Source organism: Salinimonas sediminis (assembly GCF_003429285.1).
GTDB lineage: Bacteria > Pseudomonadota > Gammaproteobacteria > Enterobacterales > Alteromonadaceae > Alteromonas > Alteromonas indica.
Map to the genome: position 1 here is coordinate 3,644,821 of NZ_CP031769.1, position 19,905 is coordinate 3,664,725.

Genomic DNA, 19,905 nt, shown 5'->3' on the forward strand with positions numbered 1-19,905 from the left:
TCACTTTGTATGTGGGTTGTACCCACTATCTAGAAGCGGGTTGATGATGTTCAGTCAGATAAGTCATAAGATCGTCAAACGGCATAGGGCGAGCATACAGATAACCTTGAGCTTCATCACAGCCCAGCTTAGTCATATACTGGGCCTGCTCGCGGGTTTCCACACCTTCCGCTATTGTACATAAACCAAGCTTATTACCCAGCGTTACAATTGTTTCGGCGATGACTGCGCTTTTCCCTGGCGTAATATCACCGACGAAAGACCGATCCACTTTCAGTCTATCCAATGGCAAACGTTGCAGATAACTCATTGACGAAAAGCCTGTGCCAAAGTCATCTATAGCAATAGCAACCCCGTAGGTTTTGAGCGTATTAAGGGCGTCTATAACAATTTGCGGTTCATCCATCACAACGCTTTCTGTAATTTCCAGTTCAAGCCTTCCGGGCGGGCAGGAAAAACGCTTGAGCGCATCAGTTACTTTCTGCACAAAGCAGCGATCGCGAAATTGTGGAATCGAGATGTTTACTGCCACCCTGACATCCACGTAGCCCGATTGCTGTAAGCTTTGGATGCGGCGACAAGATTCCTCTAGAACCCATTGGCCAATATCGACAATGAGCCCGGAGTATTCTGCCAAGGGAATAAATACAGCGGGCGAAATATAGCCGCCTTTGCCATCCGGCCAGCGTAGCAGGCCTTCCACCCCAACCACTTTTTCGGTAACTAAATCAACCTGGGGCTGAAACCATAACTGTAATTTACGATCGGCGAAGTCATTGCGTAACTGGCGAATCATACCCAGCTGCCAGGTGGTCCGCTCCTCGATCTCGGGCGCGTAATATTCGAAGTTATCAGTGTGGTTGCGCTTTGCCCGGTTAAGGGCAATATTCGTACGCTTAAGAATCTCCAACCCTTGTTGGCAGTTATCGTTGACCAGACATAACCCCATGGTCACATTTAGCGGTATAGTATGTTCAAGTGCCTGAAACGATGATTGGAATATACCGTTGATGGCTTCTGGAGTAACCTGCGACTGCGGCCCGATAAGCCCAAACACATCACCGCCTATGCGGGCTTTGATAATATGCTCCGGAAAAATCGATTTAATTCGGTTGGCTACCGCAATAAGTAGGGCATTCCCGGCATCCTGTCCCAACCCATCGTTAATATCAGAAAAGTGATTAATATCGATAAGCGCAACCGTGCTTAATTCATTATTGCGGCTTAAGTCACGCTCCAGCGAATTTATAAATTCATTACGATTAGGCAGACGGGTCAGCCAATCGCGAAACGCCGCGTTGCGTAGCTCGTGAAACAAGTGAACATTTTCATACCCTACTGAAATACTTGATAAAAACACTTCAAGTAGTTGTTGATGGGTGTCGCTGAGTTCATGTTCGATATTCACATATACTGCCGCCTCGAAACCTGCCCGATTAAGATAAAGCACTGAAAAACCGGCTTCAAATATATGTTTTTTGAGTTTAAGGCAGCGACTGATACTTTCTGTAATAAGCGTGTTATTGAGGTGGGCCACAGGCTGGTTGATAAGATGAGCAAAATCGCCCGCTGCCCCGAGAATATACACAGCGTCATCATCTTTATCGATTACCGTGCCGGCCTTAGCGCAAACCAAGCCTTCAGCTTCCAGTCCAATCAGCGAGCTCAGTTGGGTTACTACGCCGTCACAAAAAGCTTTTATTGAATGTTCTTCAAGTAAATTAGAAGAAGCATCAATGATTTTTTGAAGTCCCACCCGGCTTTGATTAATGGTAAGAATTTGTTGATAGGAACGAATTGAAGCCACCACGGTAATGAGCAGCTTACTGCGGGTTAGTTCAGTTTTCGTTTTGTAATCATTAATATCGTAATCGGTAATAATGGTTTCTTCAGGAGCATAACCTGGTTGCCCCGTGCGTAGCACTATGCGGGGTTCATCCAGCTTTAAATCCTGCCGCAGATACCGTACCAGTTCCAAGCCGGCATCGTCAGTTTCCATAACGACATCAAGTAACAGCATGGCAATCTGGTTGCCGTATTCTTGCAGAATCTCTCTTGCCTGATGAGCGGAGTAGGCATGAAGGAAGTTAAGTTTGCGGTTATTAACGACCAGGTCAGCCAGCGCAAGCCGGGTAACTGTATGAATCTCCTCATCGTCATCTACGATAAGCAGATTCCAGAATTTTCCGTTTTCACTAACGGCAACCGACAGCGGATCTTCATCCAAAAAAATCAGTTCGTCATTGTCATAATCAGAGTGCGTCATTGTCGGAGAAATCCTTACTACCGCAATTTTTTAATCGTACTCCTTACACCGTAAATTGCAAAGCCTCATCACTGATGCAATAGTATCGGCATAAATACTGTACCGGTACAGCCACTGTCATTAGCAGTGACCTCTAATTTTATGAAGATACCCTCACATACGTCTGCGGGGCCTGTTTCGCCCATTAATAATAGGCCAAAACCAAGCGATAGTCCCGTCACGTCCAACGAAACACGTTCGACCACTGCAAATGCCAGTGCGCTGCGGGCGGATACGATAAGCCGCTTGTTCGCCCGAGCCGGGGTAGATGGCCGCAGTACCTCAACTGATTATAAACAACGCCGTCAAGCGCTTACCCGCCGAGATGAAGTTAATCAGCTCAGTAAACTGGATAATTTACAAGCAGTGATGGACATTGCGATGGCCGTAAATGTGCGTCATACCACAGACGATGAGATTGACCCAGACTGGTTCTTCGCCTTCGTTAGTTTGGCGGAAAACGTCTATTCTACTGCGATGCAGGAACTATGGGGGAAAATTCTGGCTGTTGAAGTAGCCAGCCCGGGAAGCTTTTCTTTGCGTAGCTTGCAAACCATTACTTATTTGACTCAGCGCGATGCTTTACTGTTTGGGCGCGCGGCGGGAATGGCAATGCGTAGCCAGGATACAGTACCGCGCCTGGTGGTGGGTTACCATCAGCGTAGAAGCTTTTTCCAATGGCTCAAAAACCCCGCTGGAGCACAACTGAATCTCGCCCATTACGGGTTATCATATCCTGACCTGTTGACGCTGATTGATTTGAAACTGATATTTGCCAGCGAAATTGAAAGCGCTGAAATTGCACCGGATAAACCTATTACCTGGCGCTATGGTCAGCAAGGTATCACCCTACAGGCAAGAAAGCCGGGCGTGGCACTGGTGTATTACAAATTTACTCACGTTGGCGCCGAATTATTTAAACTCATTGCCAGACAGGACTCACCAGATTATATAGAAGCATTAAGTCATGTCCTGCACCCGGTGTTTGAAATGAAGCGAACATAATTGCCGGCTACTGAAAACCTTCAGTAGCCGATACAAAACCGCTTAGACGAAGCTTTGCCGCTTAAATACCATCACCGAACTCATGCAAACCACACTCGCGTTTGAGGCCGAAAAAGCGTGTATCCTGCTCGCTCATCCCTTCCTGTAACGATTGCGTTGTATGCCAGTCCCCAATCGACACATATCCCTGTTCCCACAACGGGTGGTAAGGCAGATCATGTTCCTTGAGGTAGTAATGCAGGTCTTTGTTTGACCAGTCAATAATTGGATAAAGCTTAAACTGGTTACCAGCTTTTTGCAGCACAGGCAATTTTTCGCGACTATCTGACTGGCTACGGCGCAGCCCGGCAAACCAGGTTTGCGCTTCCAGCGCTTTAAGCGCGCGCTGCATCGGCTCGACTTTGTTCAGCTTGTTGTACTTTTCAATTCCCTCGATACCCTGCTCCCACAACCGCCCAAAACGGGCCTCTTGCCAGGCGGCGGATAAAGGCGCCTGGTACACATGCAGGTTCAGTTTAAGGCGTTCGGTAAGCTCATCGACAAACTGATAGGTTTCCGGGAACAAATAGCCAGTATCGGTAAGCACCACCGGAATATCCTGGCGAGCCTGAGTCAGTAAATGCAACATAACAGCAGACTGTGCGCCAAAACTGGAAGACACCATATGGTTGCCAGGCAAGTTTTTAAGCGCCCAGGCCACGCGTTGCGCGGCACTGAGGTTATCCAGTTGTTCATTAATCAGCGCAAGTTCTTCTGCAGTGATTTGCAAAGAAAGCGGCTTATCAATGTCAATTGCTGTATTAGTCATAGAAGTCTCTTGCTGAGTCCACAACGGGTTTAATGATGTCAGCCCGAATCACAAAGTCACCAAACGCTTCGTTGTCATTGCGTTCGCTGGCCCACCGGCCAATCAGGGTATCTAACTCTTCAAAAATTTCATCTTCGCCGATATTTTCCCGATACATTCTGGGAATTCGGGTGCCTTCACGATCGCCACCAATATGCAGGTTGTATTTACCAGGCCCTTTGCCTACCAAACCTACTTCTGACAACATAGCGCGGCCGCAGCCATTCGGACATCCGGTAATCCGGAAAATAATGCTATCGCGGGTTACATCATGTTTGTGCAGCAATGTTTCCATACGGGCTATGGCTGCAGGTAAATAGCGCTCGGCTTCCGCCATCGCTAATGGGCAAGTCGGCAAAGACACGCAGGCCATAGAGTCGAGGCGCTGGCCCGATACATTATCTTCAAGCAGACCGTATTGGCGCGCCAGGCTATCAATCTTATCTTTCTGCTGCGCTGGTACTCCGGCAATAATCAGGTTCTGATTAGCGGTGAGACGGAAATCCCCCTGATGCACTTTTGCAATTTCAAGACATCCGGTTTTTAACGGCTTATCTGCAAAGTCCAGAATTCGGCCATTTTCAATATATAACGTCAGATGGTGTTTGCCATCAATGCCCTCGGCCCAACCAAAGCGGTCTCCCCGGGTGGTGAAGCTATACGGGCGGCTAGCAGCAAAGCTGACACCGGCGCGTTTTTCAACTTCAGCCTTAAAATTATCTACCCCTACCCGCTCCAGGGTATATTTTGTTTTGGCATTCTTACGGTTAACCCGGTTACCCCAGTCGCGCTGGGTAGTTACCACAGCCTCAGCAATTGCCAATGTATCGTTGACGCCAATAAAACCAAAATCATCAGCCTTACGCGGATACGTTGAATGGTCGCCGTGCGTCATCGCCAGCCCGCCGCCTACCAGTACGTTGAAACCAACTAACTTGCCATTTTCGGCAATGGCGACAAAGTTCAAGTCATTCGCATGTACATCCACATCGTTATGCGGGGGTATGACTACGGTGGTTTTGAATTTTCGCGGTAAGTAGTTATCCCCCAATATTGGCTCAACTGACGCTTCGGTAGTCGCCACTTTTTCAGCGTCTAACCAAATTTCAGCATAGGCCCGGGTTTTGGGCAGTAAATGTTCACTGATTTTCTTCGCCCATTCATATGCCTCAACATGCAGTTGAGACTCGATGGGATTAGAGGTACATAAAACATTACGGTTTACATCACCCGCCGTGGCAATCGAGTCGATCCCGACTTTATTCAAGGTCTGGTGCATCAACTTGATATTTGGCTTTAATACACCGTGAAACTGGAATGTTTGCCGGGTGGTTAAGCGAATGCTGCCATACATAGTATGTTCATCTGCGAAGCGATCTATTTGCTGCCACTGGGTAGGCGTAATGATGCCGCCCGGTAGCCGTGCGCGCAGCATGACATTGTGCAGGGGTTCAAGCTTCTGCTTGCCACGCTCCGCGCGTATATCACGGTCATCTTGCTGATACATGCCGTGAAAACGAATTAACTGGAAATTATCCGCAGTAAAACCGCCCGTCAGATCGTCTTTTAAGTCTTGTTCTATGGTGCCGCGTAAATGGCGACTTTCTGCCTTTAGCCGTTCGTTGTCAGCCAGTTTGCCTTCAACGATAAATGGCGATTTTTCGTTACTCATTAATAGACATCCTTCTGATAACGTTTTGCTTTGCGCAAAGCCACAAGATACGCTTTAGCGTCTTCTTCGCTCTTGTTGCCATATTTTGCAATAATACTTAGTAAGGCTGCTTCTACATCTTTTGCCATGTGCATAGCATCACCGCACACGTAGAAATGTGCACCCTGCTCTAACCATTCATAGACTTCCTGGCCCTGTTCCAGCAGCCTGTGCTGTACATAAATCTTATCTGCCTGATCGCGCGAAAACGCCAGCGTGATTTTATCCAACAGACCGCTTTTGACGTAGCCTTGCCACTCGACCTGATATAAAAAGTCCTGGGTAAAGTGGGGGTTACCAAAGAAGAGCCAGTTTTTGCCTTGTGCATCCTGGGCGTCACGCTCTTGCATAAACGCTCGAAACGGTGCAATACCTGTTCCGGGGCCCACCATGATCACGGGTGTATCGTTATTTTCCGGCAGACGGAAATTATCGTTTTGCTCAACAAAGATTTCAACTTCACCCGCTGCTACGCCATGCTCACATAAGAAACCTGAAGCGCCACCTTGATGGCGTACCCCAAATGCTTCGTAATCAACGTGCGCCACAGTCAGATGCACTTCGTCTTCAACTTCAGTCTGACTTGACGCTATTGAATACAAACGCGGCGTTAACGGACGTAATGCGTCGACTAGCGCCTGGGCACTGATTTGCCCAGGATGATCGCGTACGATATCGACAATTTGGCGCTCCGCCATGTAGGTGCGTAAGGTTGCTTTGTCTTCCAGCAGTTCGGCCAGGCTCGATGAACCGGTGGCACTTTGATATGCCTTGATGAAGTTAGGATAGCTTAGCGTCAACTCCAGCTTTTCGGTTAATGCTTGTTTCAGTGGCATAGCGGTATCATCCACCGTAACCTCTTCTGCTGCATTAAGCGAAACCAGGCCTATCAGTTCATCCACCAGCGTTTCGGCATTTTTAAACCACACGCCCAGCGCATCGCCCGCTTGATAAGTAATACCTGAATCTTCCAGGCTTATCTCAATATGACGGATATCTTTGACCGAATCCCGTCCTGTGATTTTCTGCGAGTCTAAAATTGCCGCTGTAAAAGGGGCTTTTTTAGTATAGGTGCTGCTGGCACCGGAGGTAACGGCATCACCGGTTTGGGCGGCTAACGCCTGACCGGCCGGTGCACCAGCAAAATCGTCTTTTAAAGAAGCAATAAGTTTGTCAGCGAAGCTTTGAGCCTGCGCTTCATAATCAACATCACAGTCTTCACGAGGAATAATGGCGGTGGCGCCTTGCGCAGCTAACCGGCTATCAAAGTCCTTACCGGTCTGGCAAAAGAATTCATAGCTACTGTCACCTAAACCTAACACTGCATATTTAAGATTAGGAAGTTTCGGAGCTTTTTTGCCCCCTAAAAATTCATGCAGTTCGATAGCGTCATCGGGGGCATCGCCCTCACCATGGGTACTGACATAGGCCACCACGTGGGTTTCACTTTTAAGCTGGCGCGGTTTGTAGTCTGCCATGCTGACCAGCTTACTGGTATAACCAGCCGCTTCTGCCTGCGCCTGGAACGCTTGCGCTAAATGCTTGGCGTTGCCCGTTTGCGAACCATATAAAATAGTCAGGGTAGATGTATTGCTTTGGGCAACAGGTGCGGTACCTGCAACGGGGGCAACGGTGCCACCTGCTGAGGCTGCCATACCGGCCATATAGCCGCTTACCCAGGTTAATTGATCACGGTTAAGGCCTGCGATAGCTTGAGTAATCGCATTCCACTGCTGTTCGTTGATCACCGCTGGCGGTGTTGTATTTTGATTAGAATCTTGTGACATAACTCGTTAGCCTCAATTTGATGTGCTAAGGCTAACGAGTTTAGTTAGGAAGAGAAAAGAATTATTCTGCCTTTTTTATTACCTAAAGTGATTAGGGCTAAACTTTTCGGTCTAGAAATGCATCTCAAGACCGACAAAAGCACCGTCGTAGCTCATGTCTGCGTAGACATCGTCCAAATCATCCAGGTCCATTTCAACGTTGCGATAACCTAGTTGTAATGTCATATCTACTGCTAGACTTTCAATAAATGAGTAGGTTACAGCAATTTGATAGTCGCTGAAGGTATGATCGTCGAACGATAAGTAACTCCCTTCTGCGTACGCACCAAGGCCTGAAAACGGCAAACCAACTTGCACCCGTGAATAGGCCATGGGAATAACGCCTGAAAATTCCGCGTAGCCACGGGTGTCACTTTGCTCATCTAGCACAGCAAACGCACCGTCGACATATTTACCATTGATACCGACATCAAAACTTAGCAAATCGTTATCAAACAGCTCGTAATACAAAATGATGTCTGTGGTATTTAATTCAACATCTGTGGCCACGGTACTGTCAGTCGTATACAGATCGCCATCAAAGGTGAAATTAGACTGCAGATTAGTTGCCCCATTCACATCCAGGGTGGTGTAGTTCAATTTGACATTAGGTACAAACGGAACAGGATGCTCCACGGCAATATAGGCAGAGGTTTGCGTTTCATCATCAAAGTTGAATTGCGCATTGGCATCGTTGTCGGCAAACCCGCCATCGGTGGTGCTGCGCCATCCCTGTGCCCCTACGTAAACACCAGCGATGGTGTCAGCCATTACCGGTGTAGCGGCAAATGAACCTGCAAGTGTCAGGGCCATAATGCTTTTTTTCATCGTTTATCCTTGATTCATCAGTTCGGAAAGTTCAATAAGTGCAGCATTTGCACGGGAAATATAATTTGCCATTACCAGTGAATGGTTGGCCATCATGCCAAAACCATCCCCATTTAAAATCATTGGGCTCCAAACCGTTTGCTGAGTGGCCTCTAATTCACGAATGATTTGCCGCAAGCTCACCAGTGCATTTTTATCTTCCAATACGTCAGCAAATTCAATTTCGGCGGCTTTCAGATATTGCAACATAGCCCAGGAAGCACCTTTGGCTTCAAAAAATACATCATCCAGTTTCCACCAGCTGGTTTTTACCTGCTTTTCCGATACCTGGCTTTTATTCTTTGCATTACGTTGCCCGGCCATATCGGTATTGATGCGTGCAGATCCCACGCTGGCACTCAACCGTTGCGAATAGCTGCCCAAGCGCTTCTCTACCATTTTTATCCACTCGCGCAAATTGTCGGCTCGGGTATAAAACTGACTGTCGCCGCTGCCCGCGGCCGTTAAGTCTTTACGGTAAGAATAAAGCAGGTCAATGCCTTTACGATAACTTGATTCAGCCGCTGGAAACATCCAGTTGCGATGGTCCATGTTAAACTGCGGCACCGCTTTAGCGATGTATTTGTTTTCCACTGACTGAGACTGGGAACGGGTAAAGTCTTTTCGCATAGACATGGCTAAATCCCGGGTCATTTCCAGCACCCCAAATTCCCATGCAGGCATATCGTCCAGAAGGATTCCAGGCGGCATAACATCATTCGATAAATAACCGCCAGGCTTATCCAATAAGGTCTCGGCCACCATTATCATCGTGGTGGTCATAGTATAGCCGGGGATTTGTGGGTGCGATGCTTTGGCTGCCTGAGCAGACACCCGCTGCTTGACATTAAACGTGGTGGGAGAAAGGCTCCAGTACCACCCTATTACCCAAAAGATAATCAGTAACAGGGCTACGACTGTTCCAATTCGCTTAACATTAAGATGCTGTTTAATGCTCAACTTTGCTTTTCCTTATTGTTGTAATGCTATACGCCTGCAAACCATGTAGGGAGTAACGCATAGCATAGCTGTTCTGCCCCTGCGCGCAAAGGACGGCAGCAAGGGGCTGGGCTCAGGTAGAGCGTGTCTGATGCCGATTTTGCACACTTCGGGCAATCATTACCAGTGCCACTACCAGCAGGATTGGCCAGAACAGGCTGATACCGAATACCGCAAGCCCGGCAAGGGCGGCTATCAGACCTATAGATATAGCGCCCAGCATACTGATCGCCACTATAAAGCCTATCACGGCAAACACAACTGCCAGCATTAAAAAAACCAGCAGGCCTTCCAATGGTGACAGCATATCGTGGTTAAGATACACCGTCATGCCAAACCAATCGGTCAGCGCGCCACCTGCTGCCCATGCCAGAGCCGCAGCAATAGCGACCGCCACAATAAGGTTTTTCATCACGCCCACCGTGGCAGCAACATTACCGCCGCGATATAAGCGATAACGGTAATCCCCGGCAGCATAAACAGCGCTATACCTGCCGCGATTCTCACCCACAGGGCATCAACCCCAAGGTATCGAGCCAGCCCTGCACAAACACCACTAATAACCGACTGGCTCATAATACGATGGATACGTTTATCCGAATTTACCGTTTTCATAGTGACTCCTGTTGTTTCAGTAAGATGGTACTTGTTAAATGTTGGTTTGCCTTTAGCGGCAGCCTGGACCTAAACGACTCAACATTGCGCAGTTCTTTTGCTGACGGGCTTAGCGATGCCCCCGTTAGCTAACACCAGCCGGGAACTGCCCGCCAATAGTCGTCGTTTATCACTTATTGGGTCGCTATTGCCGAACATGCTTTGCGGCAATCTCATTTGGTATTTCCAGAACTATTACAATTGCCATACCAAAAATCTAACTTACTGTTTTAAAAAAACTATTTGTTTTCACAAGGGATATTCTAAGGAGCAGTGAGCGGCGTACAGGTGAATAATAGCGAAATTAGCCAACTTATTCGTCAGATGCACCACTTTGCATGTGAAGACCAAAAAAAAGCAGCCAGCGCTGCTTTTTCAATTGGATGCTCTATTTACATCTGAGCTTCTTGTGACTCTTCTTGTTTGGCAGGTTTGTCAGCGGCAGCCGATAAATCTTTAATATTCACTGTACCGCGTTGGTTGTGCGTAGCATCTGGTTCAAAGAAGTAGACCGTATTGGCCACAGCCTGTTGTACATCCAGCTGAATTTCATGGGCAGTATGGGCCATTAAGTCGCTTAGCATATCGCCAACGACTTCCTCTACAGAAGCTTGTTTAGCAAATGCAGGTGCGCCGATAAGTGATGATGCAATAAAAACGGTGGACAACAGGTGTGTAGCGTTCATGGTCAATTTCCTTTTCTAGTGTCGGGTAGTAGTACTCAATGTACGATAAACAATAGATAGCGAAAGCTATGCCAACGCTTAATAAAAAATTAACTCATTGAATTACATATACTTCTTCAAGTTAAGCTAGAAACGCTTTCGCGCTACACATGCATGATACTTAATTATTAGCCAAATTAGCTAACCTGGTTAGTGGTTTTGGCCACCTTTTGCGCTTCAAACTCCTGTTGTTGCTGTTGCGCCGCGTCCACCTGTTCTAATGCGTTCATCAGTAAGTTAGGATCCGGGTTTTTGCCAGTACCATGTTGGCTCAGATAGCGCCGCCATATACGGCCACCTGTCTGGCCTTGATACAAACCAAGAATATGTCGGGCGACATGCCACGGTTTGAAATAAGGTTCGTCCTGACGATTAATATAGTCCTGCATCCGATGCACCACCTGCGCCCGCGTAGGTATTGCCCTGCCATCGTTGAAGATCGTGCTATCCACCTCGCTTAGCAGGTAGGGGTTGGCATAAACTTCCCGGCCAACCATCACGCCATCGACACAATCAAGTTGTTGCTTCGCCGCTTCGAGTGATTTAATGCCACCATTAATACTAATATGTAAATCAGGGTATGCTTGTTTGAGCTGGTGAACCCGTGGATAGTTTAAAGGCGGAACTTCACGGTTCTCTTTGGGGCTTAGCCCTTGCAACCAGGCTTTTCGCGCATGCACAATGAATGTATCGCACCCGGCGCTGGCGACCACTTCAATAAACCGCGAGAAATCTTCATATTCGTCCATATCGTCAATGCCAATACGGCATTTTACGGTAACCGGGATATCAACTTTAGCCTGCATGGCTTTTACTGAACGCGCCACGGCATCGGGCTGGGCCATCAGACACGCCCCGAAACTGCCGTTTTTAACGCGATCAGAGGGGCACCCTACGTTGATATTTACTTCATCATAACCACGTTCCTGCGCCATCACCGCACAACGCGCCATATCGTCGGCATTGCTACCACCCAATTGTAAGGCAACCGGATGCTCTTCCTGGTTATAGGCAAGATAATCGCCCTTACCGAATATTAAAGCCCCGGTGGTCACCATTTCGGTATATAACAGAGTATGGGCAGACAGTTGACGCAAAAAGAAACGGCAGTGGCGGTCAGTCCAGTCCAGCATAGGAGCAACGCTGAAGCGCCGGTTTAAAGAAATGTCAGACATAAAACTTAACACCTTGGTTTATCTGTAAAAAAGTAAAGCTAATCGCATTTTTACCGGTTTTTAAATAAGTGACATTTCCATTGTGTTTCACTGATTTTGGCCCGTTTACAACCCAGCAGCAATATGAAAACAGGGCTTATTCGTCAGTTAGCCTGGGCGCCGCGAAGCTTGAACCGTATATTCTACTTCCGTCAATCAGAAAAACAAAGGCCAGATCGTTTTCTCTTTACGCGGGGCCATTGCGCTAATAACACCAGCCGGGAGTTAGGGCGAACCTTTATTTTTAACCGGGTGTGAAGCAGCCCCGCCCCTTACCATAGCAGGCTATAACGCCATAGCCTGAGCGGGTTTAGCGGTAAACGAACCAGACCAGATACTGCTGAAGGCCCCGCCCGACAGCCAATAATTTAATCTCGCCTGCCACTATTACTTAAGGTGGCCGTGCTGGCCGTGCCTACGCGCTAAGACAACGCCTCCTCTACCAACCATTAATACCACTGCGGCGCGGTTAACTTTTCTTATTGGCCCCAGTAGCCTGGTGTCTTATACCCCTTGCCGCAGGGACATGTTCTTAGCCCAAAAAGCTTATGAACGTTGGCATGGGTTTAGCAACTCTATTGGTTCCCCCCTTGGGGCTTTTTATTTACCGATGGTTTCATTTTATCGGTGGGTTATTTTGCGCAGTAACATTATCAATTTTACGTATAAAGAAGGAGCTCTATTATGACTTATCAAAAATACGCCGAATGTATTGATGCCTGTAATCGTTGTGCCGATGCGTGCGATAACTGTTCTACCGCGTGCTTAGCAGAAGAAAATATCGCTCAAATGGCGCAGTGTATAAAGCGTGATATAGATTGCGCGGCAATATGCCGGCTGGCCGCTGGGGCTATGGCTCGCAATAGCGAGTACGCCGGAAGCATATGTTCGTTATGCGCGCAAATCTGTGAAATGTGTGCAGAGGAATGCCGTAAGCACGAAGCGGACCACTGCCAAACATGCGCAGCAGTATGTGCTGAATGTGCTAAAGCCTGCCGTGCTATGGCCGCATGATACAAAGCCAGGCGCGACGTTGCCTGGCCCAATTTGTCTTTAGCCCAGACGGCTGTGGTTAACCAGCGTTATCGCTCAAAGCCAGGTTTAGGCCGCTAAGTTGATGGTAGATACCCGTCGCCCTTACGCCCGCCCTTAGCCATTGAATGCTGACGCACGCGCCTGAGTACGAACTTACTGGAGGGCCGGGCTGGTAAGGTTTTCATATCTATATCAAGATGCTCAGCAGATACCTCATAGTCACAACGCAGTAGTGCCTGGGTGGCTATTTTCATTTGTTCAATGGCCACCCACTCGCCAGGGCATCGATGATTACGATAATGATCTCCGCCCCCCTGCGGTATCAATCGATAAGTATTGTCCGCTGCATCGGCAAAACGCTGAGGGTAGAATGTGTCTGGCTTTTCCCATATACGCGGGTCATGATTAGTACCGTACAGGTCAAGTAATACCTTACGCCCTTTAGAAAATTGCTGGTCATGCCATGTAAAGGCATGCTTAACCCTGGCCACTGCAAAAGGAAAAAACGGATAAAAGCGACGTACTTCCTGAACGAAATTATCCAGCATTTCAGGTGTGCCCTCTCGAAGCCGAGCGCGCCAGTTTGGATAACTTTGCAAAGCGTGGGCGCATTGCAAAATATAAATAGATACCGCCACCGTGGGGCGTAGTAAGTTATTTAATTCTACTGCTGCAACATTTACATCCAGCAGCTGATCGTCAATGTCTTTATGTAACGCAATAACTTGTGCTGGCGTCTCGGGCTTCGCCTTAGGGTTCGCGCGAAGGGCTTCAATAACAGTACCCAGCCACTTTTCACTCTGCTTACGGGCACGGCGTGCTTTCCAATGGGAAATACCAATACTGCCCGCCTCTTCATAAAGCGAAGCCAACTCTTTTGAGCGTTTCTCAACTTCGGCAGACTCTAACGGCACCCCTGCCCATTCACACACTGCTTGGGTAAGCAGATTACGGGTTTGCGTATACAAACAGATATTGTCCGCCCCGTCCCATTCGCCGATACGCTGCTCCCAGCGGCGCTGAGCTATGGTCGATAGTGCAGTAATTTTTTCCGGCACCAGCATTTGCATAAACATCGCTTTGCGATGTTTATGGGCAGCCTCGTCCATACCCTGCACCCCGCCTTTACCAAACAGGGTTTTCTGAATTCTGGCCGGGGCGACATTTTGCCGACTAAACTTCGCGTTGTCGTAAAATAAACGGGCGGCTTCTTCGCCTCTAATACATATAAATTTTTGCAGCAAAAGACGTGTTTCCACCACATCAGTGTCGTATTGTTTGCATAGCCTGGAGATATAACGATAGGGATCCCGATATAATCCGAGGGTGTGATCAAGATATTTTGTGGAGAAATTTCCCATAGTCTTTAACCTTCATGGATATCATGGGGTAGTTTTCGGGTTAACTACGTCACCCGCTTTGGGCAACGTAGTCACTGCTGTTCATTTAACGTTTTGGATTAATGCAGGTTACCCAACATTTGCTTGGCCTTCTTTGCGATATCGTCAGGGGTTTGGGAATTAACGTGTTGCAAGCCTTCAAGGTTTAGCGTGCCGCCGTGATTCTTATAACCCATAAAGGCTGACCGCTGAGGGCCTAAATCTAACCGCCGCAACACCCCTGCGATAACATCTGCACCGGTATGGCTCACCACAACCTGAACCTTACATTGGGGTAAAAGCGCCTGAAGACGTTCATCTGAATGACAATAATCGGCTTCGTGCGTGTCGCGCGGCGCTCTGAATTTTCCGGGTTCTAATAATGCAATCACGGTGCAGCTGATAGCGTTTTGGCGCAACTGTTGGGCTGCTTGCAACGTAGCCTGAAGCTGGTACCCGCCTATCGCAATGAGTTGCACCATAGCGTCGCCCGCCGCTTCCATGATAAACATTCCGTCTTTTACAGCCTGGTCAGCATCGGTAGCAGGAATCACGGTAGGTAGTGGTTTTTTGGCTGCAACAATTACCGCTATACGGCCATAAGTTTGATAAGTATGCTTTAGTACCGCTAACGCGGAATTGGCATCTACCGGAAAATAAACAGGTGCCGTATCGGCCATTTCACACAGCCAGTTTTCAGCGAATTTAGGATCTTGATGCGACTGCTCGTTTTTGCCGTTTTCCCAGGTATGGGATGTAGCAATAACCGGTACGCTCGTCCAGTTTGGCTGGCGGTTTGCCAGCTGCAAATTTCTGCTGAAAATCGCTTCCTGGCGCATAGCGCCTAGCATTTTCATGGCGAATGCTTCATAGGAAACAACTAAATTTACCCCCTGTTTATTGGCCAGCGCAGCAGATATCGCGGTTTCTTCGTTTAATACGGTAATTACCCCGCCGATGGTCGATTCAGAGTCTGTATCTTCTGGTGCCACCACCCGGTGCTTTAAATACGTTAGGGCCTCTGACATCCGGTTACTCTGAATTTCGTCAGGATTGCCCAACCTGAAACGCACTTCGGTATTGCCTTTCATAAATTCAGTAAACCATTTATCCATCTGCGATAGTGACGAGGCTTCTTTGCCCGGGTGGGCGTAATGTGCAGGCGGATAATGCAGGGTTAGCTTGTCAAAGCAGCGTAAAGCGTGATCCTGTTCTTTTACCCTATGAGTAGTGGCATGATTATTCAGCGTGGTGGTGCTTTTCTCTAGTGCCTCGGGCGGAACAAAGAGCGTTTCGGTAGCACGATAAAACGCCTCTTGGCCCTGCTTGTCGTCGCGAATACTGCCGCCTAATGGCAGACTATGGGCCGCATTTGTACCTGCTTGAGGAAGCCCGTAACCTTTCGGCACATGCGCGATAATATACGGCATGCGGCAAGGATATGACGCTTTATTATCAGCCACTTCCCGCGCCCGGTTGGCCAGTGTGGTAGACGCCATTATGATAGCCATTGCATAGGCGGCCGGGTCCTTACCATCGATAACCCAGGGATCAAAGTCATGTAGCGCAAGATGCTGCTCTAAATAGCCCGGTCCGCCCTCCTGAGCTATCATGGTTCGCTGATCTATCCTTCTTCCATTGGCCACCATCACCGGTACCACTATGCCGGTATCTTCTGCTCGCCACCAGCGCGGCGCCCAGTCGCTGCCTCTTTGCTCTTCAAAGGCTCCATCGCTGAGGAAGGCCACCAGCTCCTGTCCGGGTAACGGCATGTGGGCGTATTGAAGCGCGGCAAAGCCTAAATAGCCCCCCTCGATAATCCCACCAGCGGTGGCTGCATTTACATGGCTTCCCACTTGTGACACCAAGTTATTATCAGCATCTAAATCATAGCGATAAAAATCTTCACACAATCGGTTAAAGCCACTTTCATTAGGTGGGTAAACCTCTGCTTTTTCAGGATATTGGTTTGCCAGAATGGTATTTAATGACTCGATAGCCGCCACGCAATGTCCTTGCCCCATTATCCAGGAACGGGTGCGGCCTGATAGCGCATTTGCCAGTAAATAGCCTGTATAGCCAATGGCCATATTTAAAGAGCCACCCGTGTGGCCTTGCGCTTTAGCTTTAAAATCTTGTGCTGCAAGGCGCTCCCCGTTGGTAGCTACCTTGTTGGCGTACGTCATATGTGCCACTAACCACATACCGGCATTGCACACGCGATCGGCGGCCTTGAGAAGGTGCAATACTTCCTCTGGCCGCAAAGGCGACGCTACAGTGTTGTGACTATTGTGCTGGCCTAAGTAGGCTCTTACCGAGTCAATGGTCTGGGGCGTATGCTCGATAATGCCATAGCCTTTTGTCCACTCATCAAATAATTGTTGTTGCGTCTCATTGCTGAATAAGTTGCTCACTGTCGCTCCTTTTCTGATAAATGAAACTGACGTAACATTTCTTCACATTCGCGGGTTGGTGTAACCCAAACCGCGCAAGGGGAATGGCTATCATGAATAGCCCCCAGGGCCGTGGTATTGGCGTTTTTTGCCTGATCAAGCTGAATACCAAAATGGGCAAGACCGCCTAGCGCCCGTTGGCGCAAGTCGGGTTGATTCACGCCTAATCCCCCGCCGATGGCAATCGCATCAATACCGCCTAGAATGGCAACAAAGGCTCCAATAGCTTTGGCTAACTCATGCGTGTACATATCAATAGCTAGTTTCGCTTCAGGCGTAGATTCTTGCTTCAGATCACGGTAATCGCCAGAGGTGTTACTTACCCCAGCAAGACCGGCCTCACCATTTACCAGTTGCTTTAGCGTATCTAACGGCAGTTGCTCTTTTTCAAGCAAATGCAGAATAATATTCGGATCCAGGCTGCCGCTGCGGGTGGTCATGGGGATCCCCTCGGTGGGCGTGAAGCCCATAGTAGTATCTATTACCCTGTCATCTTTCCAAGCCGTAAGCGATCCACCACCGCCTAAATGAACGGTGATAACTTTGGAATATGCGCTTTGCTGGCGGAGGGTATTCCACTGGGACTGATGGGCGATACCATGAAATCCATATTTCCTGATAGGCCACCTGGGGCTGAGATTTGTAGGCAGAAAGTACTGGCGTGCCTTGTTGGGTAGTTCACAGAACAAAACGGAATCACCAAATACATAATGTTTTGCGTGCTGCCATTGCTGCATGGTAATGTTTATCAGGTTCAGTGCAATATCATTATGAAGAGGCGCCAGTGGCGCCCAGTGAGCAATGGTTGCCAGCGTATCGCTAGTTACTTCAACCGGGTGAGATTTCACTTCGCCAAGGTGAACAATTCTGAATAATACAGCATCGCACGGCTGTATAGACAAGATATAATCTGCAAAATACTCCTTTACCTGCGAGGGTGTTCCCTCGAACTGACAATGGTCCCGCTCAGTAGCGTTTTGCGTCACCATCATTTCCAGTGAGCCGCTACCCGCGTTACATACCAGTATTCGTTGGGAGGATAACGGATAAGGCTCAGATTCTTCTGACATAATATTACCTCGAAATGCAGTAAATTCACCCCGTCCCCCTCAGTGTGAAATTTTTTACCCCGCGCTGTTGTAATAACATGCTATAGCAAAATAGTACTGGGGCTGACCGCAACACCAAGTCACCTGGTGGTTATTAATAGGGCGACGCCGGGGCTTAACTTATTTTCACTAGCAGAATAGGTACAGGCTAAACATCAACCTTACATAATGGCCGTAGTTGAATTTGAAGAATAATAAATGAATAAGATATGAATTAAGCAATAGCTTTACCAACTTCGCCAACCCATGACGATTGGGTAAACCTTAAAAAATAACACCACACCTAATACCAATGCGCGTTATGTTTGCCAGAAATGAATAGAATAAAAGCTAAGGTTCACCTTCAAAAAAACCCGCTTTTTAAACGGCTCTTTTAACAATGAAATATTTATCAATCATCCTGTAATAAAATCCCACACCTTATTTTTAAAGACGGAATATTGAATACTTTATTACTATGATAGTAAACCTATGCTTTCCGGCTAATTTGCTAAAATAGGTCACGCTGCTTCTATTTTGACTAACACCACATTTACTAACACCGCCGCTTTTTAATACTTATACTTTCCGGCGGTATTTTGTAGATAATAGTCTGTATTTATTTTGCCGATTGTTCTGGGTAGGATATTGAGATAGGTAAACGACCACTTAATAATTGTAATTGTGGTATAGGAAAAAATAAGAAGGTGGGTGTAACACACGCTGGTCACAAAACCATGTTTATTCCTCCTCTATCACCCACTCTTCATTATTCAGTATCAGGGTAGCTACTACATTTGCTTTTTCCCCGGCCTGCATGAGTTTGACCCTTCCGCATGGGTCCAGAGAACACTGTAAAGACAAGCCTGATTCCAACTGTACCGATAACGTTTCGGTATCTTTCACCACCGTAATATCAACTACGCGTAGAGCTCGCCTTTTGCAATAGGCACTTAATGCATCAATAATGTAGGTGAATTGCTGAAATCGATACTGGCTTTCTCCGCTAATTACTTTTTTCCATGCAAGATAACCACCGTCTACCTCCTTGCTAATGTGAGCAGTATTAGTTTTATCCTATCTGGATATCTTCATTTCACCAATAATGAAAAAAACTTAATTTTTGGAGAATTTGCCGTCAGGCTCCAGCAACATTTAACTGTCTGCCTAGTTCGCTTTACTCTTTGCTAGCACACGCCCGTGGTACTCGGTTGGGCCCGCACCCCTCGCGTTGTTATCACGTGCAGCATAATGTGGTAGAGCCCTGATACACTCTAATGTAGACGATAGAATCGTCGTAGATAGATGCATATCGGCGGCAGGCTCTGGCAATCAGAACACGATAATGGGGTAAACCACGCTAAACTCACTATGAAGAAGTAACACGCGCCTTACCTCCCCAACATCCCACCTACTACCTAGTAACCAGCTATAATAAAAAGTAGTAAAATAGTATTATATCAATAACCCGTGCTATACGATTCAAGTCGCTTTTGTACGGTCAGCTCACTAATAGATTTGTGTATATTGCGTGTATAGCCAATTCTGGACCATTTTTCTAAAGCACCCCGCTCATTGTTCAGTCGTAGCTTAGAATAAGCCATGTTAAACACCTGCTAACTCGTGTATAGCTTGATTTGGGGCAAGGAGCGGCTTTTAATTTTTTATAATTTTACCGTTATAATTTTGCTTACCGGCCTTTTGACGTAACCCTTCCCTTCCCTTCCCTTCCCTTCCCTTCCCTTCCCTGCAATGTTTAATGTCTAGCGTCCCTCCATGGAATCGAAATTGCTTGCT

At 47.6% G+C, this 19,905-nt stretch carries 16 protein-coding genes; 2 read left to right on the forward strand and 14 right to left on the reverse strand.

Translation table 11 applies throughout. From position 1 onward, the window contains the following. Positions 1–25: 25 nt before the first annotated feature. Positions 26–2,266, reverse strand: coding sequence for a bifunctional diguanylate cyclase/phosphodiesterase (locus tag D0Y50_RS15985; RefSeq protein WP_108568446.1), 2,241 nt, complete (start codon positions 2,264–2,266; stop codon positions 26–28). 141 nt (positions 2,267–2,407) lie between these two features. On the opposite strand from D0Y50_RS15985, the gene D0Y50_RS15990 reads away from it, so the two are divergent. Continuing rightward, positions 2,408–3,310: a TIGR03899 family protein gene (locus D0Y50_RS15990; RefSeq protein WP_117317905.1), complete on the forward strand. Its 903-nt coding sequence runs from the start codon at positions 2,408–2,410 to the stop codon at positions 3,308–3,310. Positions 3,311–3,371: 61 nt separating this feature from the next. Here the strand turns inward: D0Y50_RS15990 and D0Y50_RS15995 are convergent, their stop codons facing one another. From D0Y50_RS15995 to dusA, 9 genes are all read right to left on the reverse strand, one after another. Further along, positions 3,372–4,118: a phosphoadenylyl-sulfate reductase gene (locus tag D0Y50_RS15995; RefSeq protein ID WP_117317907.1), complete on the reverse strand. Its 747-nt coding sequence runs from the start codon at positions 4,116–4,118 to the stop codon at positions 3,372–3,374. Beyond that, positions 4,111–5,829, reverse strand: coding sequence for an assimilatory sulfite reductase (NADPH) hemoprotein subunit (gene cysI / locus D0Y50_RS16000; protein ID WP_108568443.1), 1,719 nt, complete (start codon positions 5,827–5,829; stop codon positions 4,111–4,113). Before cysI ends, D0Y50_RS15995 begins: the two co-directional genes overlap by 8 nt. Further along, positions 5,829–7,655, reverse strand: a complete 1,827-nt coding sequence (locus tag D0Y50_RS16005) for an assimilatory sulfite reductase (NADPH) flavoprotein subunit (RefSeq protein ID WP_108568442.1) — start codon at positions 7,653–7,655, stop codon at positions 5,829–5,831. The genes cysI and D0Y50_RS16005 overlap by 1 nt, the downstream gene beginning before the upstream one ends. A gap of 111 nt (positions 7,656–7,766) precedes the next feature. After that, a complete protein-coding gene (locus D0Y50_RS16010) occupies positions 7,767–8,522 on the reverse strand; it encodes a TIGR04219 family outer membrane beta-barrel protein (protein WP_108568441.1) in 756 nt (251 codons plus the stop codon). 3 nt (positions 8,523–8,525) lie between these two features. Next, positions 8,526–9,515 carry a DUF2333 family protein gene (locus D0Y50_RS16015; RefSeq protein ID WP_108568459.1) on the reverse strand — a complete coding sequence of 330 codons (990 nt, stop codon included), beginning with the start codon at positions 9,513–9,515 and terminating at the stop codon, positions 8,526–8,528. Between the two features lie 118 nt (positions 9,516–9,633). Continuing rightward, on the reverse strand, positions 9,634–9,972 hold the full coding sequence (locus D0Y50_RS16020; RefSeq protein ID WP_117317909.1) for a hypothetical protein: 339 nt from the start codon (positions 9,970–9,972) through the stop codon (positions 9,634–9,636). Continuing rightward, entirely contained in the window at positions 9,972–10,175 is a 204-nt protein-coding gene (locus D0Y50_RS16025) for a PspC domain-containing protein (RefSeq protein ID WP_108568439.1), read from the reverse strand. The genes D0Y50_RS16020 and D0Y50_RS16025 overlap by 1 nt, the downstream gene beginning before the upstream one ends. A gap of 431 nt (positions 10,176–10,606) precedes the next feature. Further along, entirely contained in the window at positions 10,607–10,900 is a 294-nt protein-coding gene (locus tag D0Y50_RS16030; RefSeq protein ID WP_108568438.1) for a hypothetical protein, read from the reverse strand. Positions 10,901–11,076: 176 nt separating this feature from the next. Beyond that, a complete protein-coding gene (gene dusA, locus D0Y50_RS16035) occupies positions 11,077–12,114 on the reverse strand; it encodes a tRNA dihydrouridine(20/20a) synthase DusA (protein WP_117317911.1) in 1,038 nt (345 codons plus the stop codon). A 723-nt stretch (positions 12,115–12,837) separates the two neighbouring features. Between dusA and D0Y50_RS16040 the strand changes: the two genes are divergently transcribed. After that, positions 12,838–13,167: a four-helix bundle copper-binding protein gene (locus D0Y50_RS16040; protein ID WP_117317913.1), complete on the forward strand. Its 330-nt coding sequence runs from the start codon at positions 12,838–12,840 to the stop codon at positions 13,165–13,167. 95 nt (positions 13,168–13,262) lie between these two features. Here the strand turns inward: D0Y50_RS16040 and D0Y50_RS16045 are convergent, their stop codons facing one another. The 4 genes from D0Y50_RS16045 to D0Y50_RS19600 all read right to left on the reverse strand — a co-directional run bounded on the left by D0Y50_RS16045 (position 13,263) and on the right by D0Y50_RS19600 (position 19,017). Beyond that, positions 13,263–14,549, reverse strand: coding sequence for a cytochrome P450 (locus tag D0Y50_RS16045; RefSeq protein ID WP_117317915.1), 1,287 nt, complete (start codon positions 14,547–14,549; stop codon positions 13,263–13,265). Positions 14,550–14,647: 98 nt separating this feature from the next. After that, on the reverse strand, positions 14,648–16,981 hold the full coding sequence (locus D0Y50_RS16050) for a phosphoketolase family protein (protein ID WP_117317917.1): 2,334 nt from the start codon (positions 16,979–16,981) through the stop codon (positions 14,648–14,650). Next, complete coding sequence (locus D0Y50_RS16055; RefSeq protein WP_117317919.1) at positions 16,978–18,090, reverse strand: acetate/propionate family kinase; 1,113 nt, start codon at positions 18,088–18,090, stop codon at positions 16,978–16,980. The genes D0Y50_RS16050 and D0Y50_RS16055 overlap by 4 nt, the downstream gene beginning before the upstream one ends. Before the next feature lie 759 nt (positions 18,091–18,849). Beyond that, positions 18,850–19,017: a hypothetical protein gene (locus tag D0Y50_RS19600; protein WP_170145532.1), complete on the reverse strand. Its 168-nt coding sequence runs from the start codon at positions 19,015–19,017 to the stop codon at positions 18,850–18,852. Positions 19,018–19,905: the final 888 nt, after the last annotated feature.